This window comes from Arthrobacter mangrovi, assembly GCF_026011795.1.
In the GTDB taxonomy this organism is placed as follows: domain Bacteria; phylum Actinomycetota; class Actinomycetes; order Actinomycetales; family Micrococcaceae; genus Crystallibacter; species Crystallibacter mangrovi.
In genome coordinates this window covers 219,665-229,875 of the sequence record NZ_BRVS01000008.1, presented here as the reverse complement: position 1 = coordinate 229,875, position 10,211 = coordinate 219,665, and the positions used below count along the sequence as shown (strand labels likewise).

The following is a 10,211-nucleotide window of genomic DNA, read 5'->3' as shown; positions in this document are numbered from 1 at the left end:
CACACCGGGCGACCGGTCGCCAACCGAGGAGGAACCATGGAGACCACAACACGGAGCGGGACCGGTCTGGCGATCCCGGTGCTGGTGCTGGCCAGCGGGATGATCGCGATCATCGGCGCTTTCCTGGGCAGCGGTGTGCTGGGCGGGACACCCATCCAGCTGGCCGCCGGCGGCTGGCTGAACGAGGATTCCACCCCGCTGGCACCGGCCAAGGGCGCCTTCCGGATCTGGTCGCTGATCTACCTGGGCCTGCTGGTGTACTCGGTCTGGCAAGTGCTGCCCGCCCAGCGAAGGTCCGCGCGGCAGCAGGTCCTGCGGCCCTGGGCGGTGGCGGCCATGCTGCTGAATGCCGCCTGGATCTGGGTGGTGCAGGCCGGATGGCTGGGGCTGAGCCAGGCGGTCATCGTGGTGCTGCTGGCGGTGCTGGCCCGGATCTTCGTGCTGCTGGGCCGCAGCCGCCCGGATGGGCCGGCGGACGCGATCATCACGGACGGAACCTTCGGCCTCTACTTCGGCTGGGTCACCATTGCCACCGTCGCCAACACCTCTGCCGTCCTGGGTGCCGCCGGCTTCGACGGCTTCGGTATGCCCGTCGCGCTCGCGTCCGCCGTGCTCGCTGCCGCGGCCCTGATCGGGGTGGCCACGGCCTGGTTCGGCGGCGGTCGGCTGGCACCCGCGCTGGCCCTGTCCTGGGGGCTCGCCTGGATCAGCGTCGGCCGGCTGGACGGCGGGCTGGTCTCAACCGGCGTGGCCGTGGCTGCCGGAATCTGCGCCGCCGTGGTCCTCATCGCCGGCATTGTCCTCCGGCTGTGCCGCGGACGGCGGACCTAAGCCGGTGTAGCGGGATCAGCTGCCGCGCGGACCTTTCCGAGGCTCGGCCTCGCCCTCCGGCCCCGGTCCCTGCCGCGGCCTCGCCTCGTGGTGGCGCCGCCCGTGGGTCCGGCGCGCTTCCTTCATCTCCGCCTCGAACAGGTGGCGCCGGCCCCCGGCAAGCTCATCCCGCGCGAGCCGTTCCAGTTCCCTGAACGCCGCGTAGTAGCCGTCGTCGTAATCTTCCACGATCTGGAAGGTCCAGCGGCCCTCGATCACGTTGCGTCCCACGAGCTCGGTTTCGATCCTGTCCGCCAGGTCCGAATGTCCGGCTCTGCGGAGCAGTTCGGCCGCCTCGCCAAGGTTGAGGTCAGCCTTGCCGGTCAGCCGGTGGAAGCCGTAGAGGTTGCCGCGCGCGTGCTCGACGACCTCAAGTGCCTCGGACAGCTTGCCGAGCGCTTCCACAGTCGCGTCGTCAAGACCCGCCGGCCGCTGGTGCGCCGCGTCAGGTTCGTCGGGTGATCCATCCGTCATGCTCCGCAATCTAGCACCGGCCGGATGGGGATGGAGCGAAACCGAGGCAATTCAGGTTGCCGGTCCGGGTTTCGCGCTGAGCGGACTGTCTGCCGTTCGAATGGACTTCCCTAAGCATGCTGATTACGTTGGGGAACACAACGCGCCGAGAAGCGGCAGCGCCAAGTAAGGAGGTTTTTGATGGCCGGGAAGAACGGATCGAAGGCAGGCTTTACGGTACCGGGTCTGAAGCTGGAGGACGGCTACAAGGTCGGTGAGACGCTGCAAATGCGGCTGCATGCCCTGAACGATCTGCAGCTGACTCTCAAGCATGCCCACTGGAACGTCGTGGGCCGGGACTTCATCGGTGTCCACGAGATGCTGGATCCCCAGATCGAGCAGGTCCGCGCCATGATCGACGCGGTCGCCGAGCGCATGGCCACCATGGGCGTCTCGCCCAACGGCCTCCCCGGCGCGCTGGTCAGCGAGCGAACCTGGGATGACTACTCGATCGGCCGCGCTGGCACCGCCGAGCACTTGGCCGCGCTGAACCTGGTCTACAACGGCGTCGTCGAGGACCACCGCAAGGCTATCGAAGCTGTTGGGGACCTCGATCCGATCACCGAAGACCTGCTGATAGGCCAGACGGCCGAGCTGGAGCTGTTCCAGTGGTTCATCCGCGCACACCTCGAAAACTCCGAGGGCCGGCTGGAGTCGGAGGGCGCCAGGACGGAAAAGGACGCCGCCGGCAAGACTGAGAAGGACAGCAAATCCGGCAAGTCCAAGTAGCACTGCCGTGACGTCCGCTGAAGGACCAATGCGGCACGCCTTCGGGGCCCGGCCCGCCGCCCAGCATGCCTGGGGCGCGGCCGGGCCCCTGCTCGCTGCCGCCGCCGACTGCTCCGGCGACCCGAAGCCGGTGCTCGACGTGCTGCGCGGCAACCGGCTGCCGGTGCCGCTGCCGGGAGCCGGAGGGACACTGGCGCTGTGGGAGCTGCTGGCAGCGCTGGCGGCCGCGGACCTCGCGGCGGCCAGGACCGTTGAACCGCACCTGGACGCCGCCGCCATCCTTGACCAGGCCGGCGAAGCGCTGCCCGCCGGGACGGCGTGGGGCGTCTTCGCCGCGGAGTCGGCCGCTGAACGGCTCGAGGCAACGGACGACGGCGGTACGCCGGGCTGGGTGCTGACCGGCACCAAACCGTGGTGCTCCCTCGCGGGGGAACTGGACGCCGCCGTCCTCACCGCCCACGTGCCCGGCGGACGCCGCGCCTTCGCCGTGGACCTGCGGCAGGAGGGCGTGCGGCCGGTCGAAAGCGCGTGGACCAGCCATGGGCTGCGGCAGCTGCCCAGCGGCCCCGTGCGCTTCGAGCGGGCCGCGGCCCGACCGGTCGGCGGCACCGACTGGTACCTCACGCGGCCGGGCTTTGCCTGGGGCGGGATCGGCGTGGCCGCCTGCTGGTTTGGCGGCGCCGTCGGACTGTTCCGAACCCTCGAAGCGGCCGCCCGCCGCCGCGAACCCGACCAACTGGCACTCGCATGGCTGGGCGAGGCTGACCGGCTGCTGGCCGCCGGCGCCGTAGCGCTCGAGGCCGCCGCCGGCCTCGTGGACCGGGACCGAGCCGGGGCTGCCGCAGCCCACCGCGTGCGCGGTCAAATCGCCGGGCTCTGCGCCCGCATGATCGACATCTGCGGACAGGCCCTCGGCCCCGGGCCGCTTGCCTTCGACGAGGAGCACGCCCGCCGCGTCGCCGACCTCACGCTTTACATCCGCCAGCATCACGCTGCCCGCGACGACGCCGCCCTGGGCCGCCTGGTCCTGGCGGAGGACGGATCCTCATGGTGACCTTTTCGCATCTGGACGCAGGCACGCCCGAGCAGAGTTGGCAGGAGGCCGGCGTCGAGGCCCTGCCGCCCCTCGACGCGCACGCGCTGCCAGGCCGCGGCGGCCTGCTGATCGTCGTCGCCGCGCATCCGGATGACGAATCGCTCGGCGGCGCGGGCCTTGTGCACCGGACCCTGTGTGCCGGCGCGGACGTGGCCGTCCTCCTGTGCACGGCCGGCGAGGCATCCCATCCCGAATCGCCCTCGACCACCCCCGACCAGCTGGCGGAGCTGCGGCTCGCCGAATTCGGACGGGCCATGGACACACTGTCGGCGGCCGCCCGGAACACCGCCGACGCGGGGACCCTGACCTGGCGGTACCTGGGGTTGCCGGACAGCGGCGTCGCCCGGCGGACCGGGGACCTGGACGACGCCCTGGCGGAACTCCTCGCCGCCGGCCGCCACGCCGTCGTCGTTTCCACCTACCGCGACGACGGGCACACGGACCACGAGGCCGTCGGCCGCTCGGCTGCCCGCGCGGCCCGCAAAGCCGGAGCCGGGCTGCTGGAATTCCCCATCTGGTACTGGCACTGGTCCGAGCCGGGGCACGAGGAGTGGCGCAACTGGTGCGCCCTCCCGCTGGACCCCGCCGCGCTGGATGCCAAGCAGCAGGCCCTCGCCGCGCACGTGTCCCAAACCGGCCCGCTGTCACCGCAGCCGGGCGACGAAGCCCTGCTGAGCCCAGGGTTCCTTTCCTACTTCGACCGCGGCGTCGAGGTCTTCCGCTGGACGCCGCCGCCGCGCGGAGCCGGTACGGCGGCCAAGGACTTCGATTCGCTCTACCGCCGCAAAAAAGACCCGTGGTCGTACCTCTCCAGCTGGTACGAGCAGCGCAAGCGGGCGGTGACCATGGCGGCCCTGCCCCGCGAACGCTACCGGCACGCCTTCGAAGCCGGCTGCTCGCTGGGCCTGCTCACCGAGGAGCTGGCCGCGCGCTGCGGCCGGGTAACCGCCGTGGACGCCAGCGAGGTCGCCCTGCAGCGCGCCGCGGAACGGCTCGCCGGCAGCACCCAGGTGAAGCTGCTGCGCGGCGACCTTCCGGACGGGTGGCCGGACGCCGCCCGGGACCTGGACCTCGTGGTGGTTTCGGAGATCGGCTACTTCCTCCAGGCGGCCGAACTGCGCCGGCTCCTGGAGCGGGCCAAGGAGACGCTGGTGCCGGGCGGCCACCTGGTGCTCTGCCACTGGCTGAACCCCATCATGGGCTGGGAACTCGACGGCGAGACGGTCCACGCCATGGCCCGCGCCACGACCGGCTGGGATGTGGTTGTCGAGCACCGGGAACGCGATTTCCTGCTGGAAGTCCTGCAGGCGCCGGGACAAACCAATGGCTGAGCTTGCGGGGGTCCTGCCGGGAACGACGCCGGAATCCCGGCCCGAGCGCACCGCGTCACCCGCGGCTTCCGGTCCCGTGCCGGTCGGGCAGGTCCTCGTGGTGGTCCCGGTCCGGAACGAGGAAGCACTCCTCGGAGCCTGCATCGAGCATATTCGGGTGGCGATGGACCGGCTGGCGGAAGCCCGCCCCGGCTGCTCCGCGGCGCTCACGCTCGTGCTGGACAGCTGCACCGACACATCCGGACGGATCGCCGACGCGGCGGCAGCCCGCGACCCGCGCATCAGGATCCTCGACGCGCAGTTCGGGTCGGTCGGCGCCGCCCGGGCCGCCGGAGCCGCCGCCGCCTTGGGGAGCGGCCTTGCCGGCGGAACCACGGCTTTGGAGGCCACCTGGATCGCGTGTACCGACGCGGACACCCGCGTCCCGGGGCACTGGCTTAGCGTCCAGGCGGCGCTGGCGCAGGCCGGAGCCGATGCCGTCCTCGGAACCGTGGAACCCGATCCGGACGAGCTGGACGCGGTCCGGCTGGGCAGCTGGCGCCGGCAGTACACCCGGCAGGACCGGCACAGCCGAATCCACGGAGCCAACCTGGGCGTCCGGGCTTCGGCCTACCTGGGCGCCGGCGGGTTCGAGAGCGTCTCCGAGCATGAAGACGTCCGGCTGGTGGCCAGGCTGCGGGCCGCCGGCGCTGCCGTGCGCAGCTGCCCGGGGCTGACGGCGGTCACCTCCGGGCGGCTGCAAGGCCGGACGCCGGCGGGGTTCGCGGGCTACCTCGCCGGCCTGTAGGAACCCGCCCGGCTCTTCGGAGCGAGCGCAACCTGGGCGCTCAAGCCGCGGCCGACCCGCGCCGGGTTCCGGTCCAGGCTGCTGCTACGCACGGCCCCGACCCGCCCGCGCCGGGTTCGGTCCAGCATGCTGCTACGTGGCTGCCGCTACGCGCGGCGGCGGCCGCCGAAGATCGCGGCGAGCACCGCCGTCGCCCCCGTTACGGTGTAGACCGACGGCCACGCGCCGATTTTCTTCGCCAGCGGATGGGACAGCCCGAAAGCGGCCAGGTACGCGGCGGTCAGCGCCGACGCGGTCGCGGTCCCGGCATCGCGCTTCCACAGGGTGAATGCCGCGGCTCCGGCGGCGGCGAGCACGGCCCCGCCCAGCGGCCGGTTCTTGGTGGCTCGCGCGGTCTGGAATCCGCCGATCAGCCCGGCGCTGGTGATCAGCGGCGTCAGCAGTGAACTCATGTGTTCTCCTTGGTCGCAGGTACTCCCAGCCTACTGCCGGGCATAGACTTCCCCTACCGATAAGAACTCCTAGAGGAGCCAGGATGGCCACCATCAAGAGGCTCGCGGCGGATCTCAGGCTGGAAGATCTGGGCCGCCCGGTGAGCATAGTTGGCTTCAACGATGACGAACACGCCGGGGTGCTCGCCGGCTACATCGTCCGCCGCACCAAGGAAACCGTGGACATCCACCTGCAGGACATTCCCGAAGCCGTCTCGGTTCCGCATGACCGGCCGGTCAAGATCCTCCGCCGGGCGACAACCTTCCAGCCTGTGCGGAGGTAGCGGTCGTCCTCGAGGGTCAGGCCAAGGCGCGCAGCTTCGACTTCCTGCGGCCGAACACGGCGTAGTCGAGGGAGAAACGTCCCGGACCGGCCAGTGCGATCGTCAGCGCGGCGGCGGCCAGGATGAGCACCAGCTCGTAGCCGTTTTCGTTGACGAAGAAGCCGTTCGGTGCGTGGACGAGGACCCAGGCGCCGATCATCTCCACGGCCAGCAGGGCCGCGATGGGCCGCGACAGGAAGCCGACGATCAGCAGCACGCCGCCGACCAGTTCGAGGAGGATGACGAGCACGGCAAAGACCTCGGCATTGGGTACGCCCATTTGGCTGAACCCCGCCTGCATCCCCGCGATGCCAATGTCGTTGTACTTCTGCCAGCCGTGCATGACGAAGATGTAGCCGAGGACCACCCGCAGGATTGCGAGGGCCAGGGTGGCCATTGCTGCATTTCTCATGGGAGTTCACCATTTCGCAGGGGACCGGTTCACAGGGGAGAGGGCCGCTTGGGCAACAGATCGGGCATGAGTCCGCAAAGGGTGGTGCTACCAAAAGTGTGGCGGCCAATGGCGGACGTGTCGAGGCCGGCAGGCGGCAGGGGCGGCCCGGGTCAGCCGATGAAACGGTTCCGTCCCGACAGCACCGCGGTCACGCAGAGGACCAGCATGAGGCCCGCCCCCGCCAGCAGCGGCACGGTCCAGCCGCCGCTCGCGTCGTGCAGCGCGCCGAACGCCACCGGCCCGACTGCGGCGATGCCATAGCCGATGGACTGCGCCATGCCGGAGAGCTCGGCCGCCTGGTCGTGGTGCTCGGTGCGCAGGCTGAACAGCGACAGCCCGATCACGATGAGGCTGCCGCACCCGGCGGCGCCGACCACCACCCAGAGCAGGGACAGCTGAGGGGCGAGGGCCAGGCCCGCGTAGGCACAGAAGGCCAGGAGGCTGCTGGCCAGCGCCACTGGCCGCTGGTCCGACGTCCGGTGCAGCACCGCGCCGGCGGTCAGGCTGGCGCCCACGCCCACCAGCAGCCACACCGACGTATGCAGGCCCGACGTGATCGCCGAAAGTCCCTGGTCATGCTCGATCGCGGGCAGCCAGGTAATCATCACGAAGAAGGCCAGCGACTGCAGCCCCATGAAGAGCGTGACCTGCCAGCCCAGCGCGGATTTCCACGGCGACCGGTAGCGCACCGCCCGGCCCCCGCCGTCGTTGGGTCCCGCGCTCCGCGCGCGCAGATGCGGCAGCAGTACAGCCAGCGCGATCAGCGCCAGCCCCGCCCACACGCCCAGCGCCAGCCGCCATCCATAGGGCGTGGCCTGGGCGATAGGTACGACGACGGCGGCTCCCACCGCGGACACCGCGCCCTGGATTGCGGTGTAGACCCCGGTCACTTGGCTCACGCGCGAGGGCAGGTCCCGCTTGACCAGCGAAGGCAGCAGGACATTCAGGAACGCAATGCCGGTTCCGATCAGCACGGTGCCGGCCCAGACCGCCGCCTCCACCGGAACCGAGCGGGTGAGAATGCCGACCAGGAGGAGCAGCAGCGAGACCCACAGCGCCCGGTCCAGGCCCAGCCGGCGGGCGACCCCCGGCGCCGCCGGCGAGAAGACGGCGAAGCAGATCAGCGGCAGCCCGGTCAGCAGTCCCGCCGTGCTCGCGGACCAGCCGAATTCGCTGCTGATGTCGGAAAGGACCGGGCCCACGCTGACGAACGCCACCCGGAGGTTGACCGCGATGAGCACGATGCCCAGGAACACGAAGCCCAGCCGCGCCGTCCTCACCGTCTTCGTCTGCTCCGACACAGTCATCCCCCAACCTCCGCCCGAAGTAGTTGCCGCGATTGCGGCGTAGCTCACACCATTCTGGCACGCTCCGGCAACCGCTGAAGGCAGGGCCAGGACCGGAGACCGGTACCTTCCGGCAACCGCAGAAGGCAGGTGCCGGTTCGCGGGGCACGCTAGGCTGTGCCTGTGGAGACGAACGAGATTCTGCTGCAGCGCCGCGGCCACGTCGGGCACATCGTCCTGAACCGGCCCAAGGCGATCAACGCCCTCAACGACGCCATGATCACCGCGATTACCGCGGCCCTCCGGGACTGGGAGACGGACGACGGCGTCGCCACCGTCCTCATCTCGGGTGCGGGGGAGCGGGGGCTCTGCGCAGGCGGCGACATCGTCGCCATCTACAAGCACGTGCAGGCCGGCGCCTCCAAGGAGATCTTCTGGGAGGACGAGTATCGGATGAACTCGTACATCTCCCGCTATCCCAAGCCTGTCGTGTCGCTGATGGACGGCGTGGTGCTCGGCGGCGGCATCGGGGTCTCCGCGCACGCCTCGCACCGCGTGGTCACCGAGCGTTCCACAGTGGGCATGCCCGAAACCCGGATCGGCTTCATCCCCGACGTCGGCGGCTGCTACCTCTACTCGCGCGCGCCGGGCGAACTCGGCACGCACCTCGCCCTCACCGCCGGCACCGGCACCGGAGCCGACGCCATCGTGCTGGGCTTGGCCGACTACTACGTGGACAGCATCGACCTGCCGGCCCTTGTGGAGGCGCTCGCCGAAGCCTCCGCGGACGAAGCCATTGCCCACTTCGCCCGCATGGAGGTCCCGCCGTCGGACCTGGCCAAGGACCGCCGTTGGATCGATGACTGCTATCGGCACGACGACGCGGAACAGATCCTCGCGGCCCTCGAGTCCAGCGGCGAACCCAAGGCGCTTCAGGCCGCCGTCGAACTCGCCGCGAAATCGCCCACCTCCGTGAAGCTCACGCTCGAGGCCCTCCGCCGCGCCCGCGGCATGGCGACGCTCGAGGAGGTGCTGGACCAGGACTACCGGCTCGGCATCCGCCTGCTGCACGCCCCGGACTTTGCCGAAGGCGTACGCGCGCAGGTCATCGACAAGGACCGGAACCCCCGCTGGAATCCCGCCACTCTGGCCGACGTGGACCGCGCGACGGTCGAGGCCTACTTCGCCGACCTTGGCCCGGACGAACTGGGGCTCGCCGCCGCAACCGTGCCGGCAGGTCGCCCGCAGGCATGACCCTGTCGCTCCTTCCCCGTAGCTGGAACTCCCGTAGCTGAAACCTGTTGTCCCTGCAGCGGAAGCCGTCTCGAACAAGCCCGTGACCAGCGGTGATGCCGAGACGATGTGATGGGGCGTTCGCCGCGCTTTCTCCCACTGTCGCCCGCCGTTATGGAAACGTGATCTAGGATGGTAGGCGGTCGGGTCCCAGCCTGGCTGTCGACAACGAACGGAGAAGCAATGTCCATCCGTAGCGTGATGACGCGAGCCATCGCCGCCACGACCCTGGCCACCGGCCTCGCCGCAGTGGGAATGACCGCCGCCAACGCCGCAGGAATGACCTACGTGTATTGGGAGCCCAGCTACATGCACTGCAAGGTCAAGCAGTGGTCCGTCCTGAACCAGCCCGACACCACTCTCGTCCGCGACTGCACCGATTCCAACGGGCAGTGGTACTTCACGACCGACGAATAATCCTGGCGCTACCGCTCGACATGCGCCGCTAGGTTGGCCAAGGAGGAGGCGAGTCCGGCGGCGTGATCGGCGGCGGAAATGCCGTCCGGGACATCGTCGGCCCGGATCTCCACCCGCGTCCCGCCTTCCGCCCGCGCCACCTCCCACGTCATCGTCATCGTCCCGGCATAGGCCGGGTCATCCGAGACGAAATCCACGGCCTGCACCACCCGTACGCCGGGCACGATCTGGAGGAAGCGGGCTTCCACGATGTCCGTGTCGGCCGTGGCCTTGCCCGATGCCGCCCATCCATCCGGGTAGGTGAGGACCAGCCGGTAGGAGCCGCCCGGCCGGGCATCGAACCGCTCGAACCTGCCGGCCATACCCTCGGGCGGCAGCCACGCTGCGAGCGCTCCCGGATCGAGGAGCGCGGCGAACACCCTCTCCGGCGCAGCCGCAACCACACGGGAGGCCTTGTCAGTCCGTGGCATGGCTCCATGGTAGGCCCGGGCCGCCGGCCGAGGATATCCCCCCGCAGCGGGCAGCCGGCTGCCGCCGGCGTGCCGCGAAGCAGCCGAGTTGCAGGCTCGCCCAGCTCTGCTACTCTTGCCATATCCACGGGCCTCCCGGTCTAGTCTCTGA

The 10,211-nt window shown here is 70.4% G+C and carries 13 protein-coding genes; 8 read left to right on the top strand and 5 right to left on the bottom strand.

What is annotated here, in order from left to right; genetic code table 11:
- Positions 1-36: 36 nt before the first annotated feature.
- Positions 37-831, top strand: coding sequence for a TspO-related membrane protein (locus AHIS1636_RS10635; RefSeq protein ID WP_264795788.1), 795 nt, complete (start codon positions 37-39; stop codon positions 829-831).
- Positions 832-846: 15 nt separating this feature from the next.
- Here the strand turns inward: AHIS1636_RS10635 and AHIS1636_RS10630 are convergent, their stop codons facing one another.
- Positions 847-1,344, bottom strand: coding sequence for a hypothetical protein (locus AHIS1636_RS10630; protein WP_264795787.1), 498 nt, complete (start codon positions 1,342-1,344; stop codon positions 847-849).
- A 180-nt stretch (positions 1,345-1,524) separates the two neighbouring features.
- Between AHIS1636_RS10630 and AHIS1636_RS10625 the strand changes: the two genes are divergently transcribed.
- The 4 genes from AHIS1636_RS10625 to AHIS1636_RS10610 are packed head-to-tail and all read left to right on the top strand — an operon-like array spanning position 1,525 to position 5,326.
- Positions 1,525-2,112 (top strand): Dps family protein, encoded by a 588-nt coding sequence (locus AHIS1636_RS10625; RefSeq protein WP_264795786.1) that lies wholly within the window; start codon positions 1,525-1,527, stop codon positions 2,110-2,112.
- A 28-nt stretch (positions 2,113-2,140) separates the two neighbouring features.
- Positions 2,141-3,166: an acyl-CoA dehydrogenase family protein gene (locus tag AHIS1636_RS10620; protein WP_264795785.1), complete on the top strand. Its 1,026-nt coding sequence runs from the start codon at positions 2,141-2,143 to the stop codon at positions 3,164-3,166.
- On the top strand, positions 3,160-4,539 hold the full coding sequence (locus tag AHIS1636_RS10615; RefSeq protein ID WP_264795784.1) for a bifunctional PIG-L family deacetylase/class I SAM-dependent methyltransferase: 1,380 nt from the start codon (positions 3,160-3,162) through the stop codon (positions 4,537-4,539). The genes AHIS1636_RS10620 and AHIS1636_RS10615 overlap by 7 nt, the downstream gene beginning before the upstream one ends.
- Positions 4,532-5,326, top strand: a complete 795-nt coding sequence (locus tag AHIS1636_RS10610; RefSeq protein ID WP_264795783.1) for a glycosyltransferase family 2 protein — start codon at positions 4,532-4,534, stop codon at positions 5,324-5,326. The genes AHIS1636_RS10615 and AHIS1636_RS10610 overlap by 8 nt, the downstream gene beginning before the upstream one ends.
- A gap of 146 nt (positions 5,327-5,472) precedes the next feature.
- Here the strand turns inward: AHIS1636_RS10610 and AHIS1636_RS10605 are convergent, their stop codons facing one another.
- Positions 5,473-5,778, bottom strand: a complete 306-nt coding sequence (locus AHIS1636_RS10605) for a hypothetical protein (RefSeq protein WP_264795782.1) — start codon at positions 5,776-5,778, stop codon at positions 5,473-5,475.
- A gap of 83 nt (positions 5,779-5,861) precedes the next feature.
- On the opposite strand from AHIS1636_RS10605, the gene AHIS1636_RS10600 reads away from it, so the two are divergent.
- A complete protein-coding gene (locus AHIS1636_RS10600) occupies positions 5,862-6,101 on the top strand; it encodes a hypothetical protein (protein WP_264795781.1) in 240 nt (79 codons plus the stop codon).
- A 16-nt stretch (positions 6,102-6,117) separates the two neighbouring features.
- Here the strand turns inward: AHIS1636_RS10600 and AHIS1636_RS10595 are convergent, their stop codons facing one another.
- Both AHIS1636_RS10595 and AHIS1636_RS10590 read right to left on the bottom strand, forming a co-directional pair.
- Positions 6,118-6,552 (bottom strand): DoxX family protein, encoded by a 435-nt coding sequence (locus AHIS1636_RS10595; RefSeq protein WP_264795780.1) that lies wholly within the window; start codon positions 6,550-6,552, stop codon positions 6,118-6,120.
- A 152-nt stretch (positions 6,553-6,704) separates the two neighbouring features.
- Entirely contained in the window at positions 6,705-7,901 is a 1,197-nt protein-coding gene (locus AHIS1636_RS10590) for an MFS transporter (protein ID WP_264795779.1), read from the bottom strand.
- Between the two features lie 162 nt (positions 7,902-8,063).
- Here AHIS1636_RS10590 and AHIS1636_RS10585 point away from each other — a divergent pair, with 162 nt between their 5' ends.
- Together AHIS1636_RS10585 and AHIS1636_RS10580 are read left to right on the top strand one after the other, a co-directional pair.
- Positions 8,064-9,134 carry an enoyl-CoA hydratase/isomerase family protein gene (locus AHIS1636_RS10585; protein ID WP_264795778.1) on the top strand — a complete coding sequence of 357 codons (1,071 nt, stop codon included), beginning with the start codon at positions 8,064-8,066 and terminating at the stop codon, positions 9,132-9,134.
- A 222-nt stretch (positions 9,135-9,356) separates the two neighbouring features.
- Complete coding sequence (locus AHIS1636_RS10580) at positions 9,357-9,590, top strand: hypothetical protein (RefSeq protein ID WP_264795777.1); 234 nt, start codon at positions 9,357-9,359, stop codon at positions 9,588-9,590.
- Positions 9,591-9,598: 8 nt separating this feature from the next.
- Here the strand turns inward: AHIS1636_RS10580 and AHIS1636_RS10575 are convergent, their stop codons facing one another.
- Positions 9,599-10,060, bottom strand: a complete 462-nt coding sequence (locus AHIS1636_RS10575; protein WP_264795776.1) for an SRPBCC family protein — start codon at positions 10,058-10,060, stop codon at positions 9,599-9,601.
- Between the last annotated feature and the right edge of the window lie 151 nt (positions 10,061-10,211).

Bases quoted from the DNA above. Each gene is read 5' to 3' on its own strand.
- AHIS1636_RS10635 (WP_264795788.1), top strand. From the start codon at position 37: ATGGAGACCACAACACGGAGCGGGACCGGTCTGGCGATCCCGGTGCTG.
- AHIS1636_RS10630 (WP_264795787.1), bottom strand. From the start codon at position 1,344: ATGACGGATGGATCACCCGACGAACCTGACGCGGCGCACCAGCGGCCG.
- AHIS1636_RS10625 (WP_264795786.1), top strand. From the start codon at position 1,525: ATGGCCGGGAAGAACGGATCGAAGGCAGGCTTTACGGTACCGGGTCTG.
- AHIS1636_RS10615 (WP_264795784.1), top strand. From the start codon at position 3,160: ATGGTGACCTTTTCGCATCTGGACGCAGGCACGCCCGAGCAGAGTTGG.
- AHIS1636_RS10600 (WP_264795781.1), top strand. From the start codon at position 5,862: ATGGCCACCATCAAGAGGCTCGCGGCGGATCTCAGGCTGGAAGATCTG.
- AHIS1636_RS10595 (WP_264795780.1), bottom strand. From the start codon at position 6,552: ATGAGAAATGCAGCAATGGCCACCCTGGCCCTCGCAATCCTGCGGGTG.
- AHIS1636_RS10590 (WP_264795779.1), bottom strand. From the start codon at position 7,901: ATGACTGTGTCGGAGCAGACGAAGACGGTGAGGACGGCGCGGCTGGGC.
- AHIS1636_RS10575 (WP_264795776.1), bottom strand. From the start codon at position 10,060: ATGCCACGGACTGACAAGGCCTCCCGTGTGGTTGCGGCTGCGCCGGAG.
- AHIS1636_RS10580 (WP_264795777.1), top strand. From the start codon at position 9,357: ATGTCCATCCGTAGCGTGATGACGCGAGCCATCGCCGCCACGACCCTG.
- AHIS1636_RS10610 (WP_264795783.1), top strand. From the start codon at position 4,532: ATGGCTGAGCTTGCGGGGGTCCTGCCGGGAACGACGCCGGAATCCCGG.
- AHIS1636_RS10620 (WP_264795785.1), top strand. From the start codon at position 2,141: ATGCGGCACGCCTTCGGGGCCCGGCCCGCCGCCCAGCATGCCTGGGGC.
- AHIS1636_RS10605 (WP_264795782.1), bottom strand. From the start codon at position 5,778: ATGAGTTCACTGCTGACGCCGCTGATCACCAGCGCCGGGCTGATCGGC.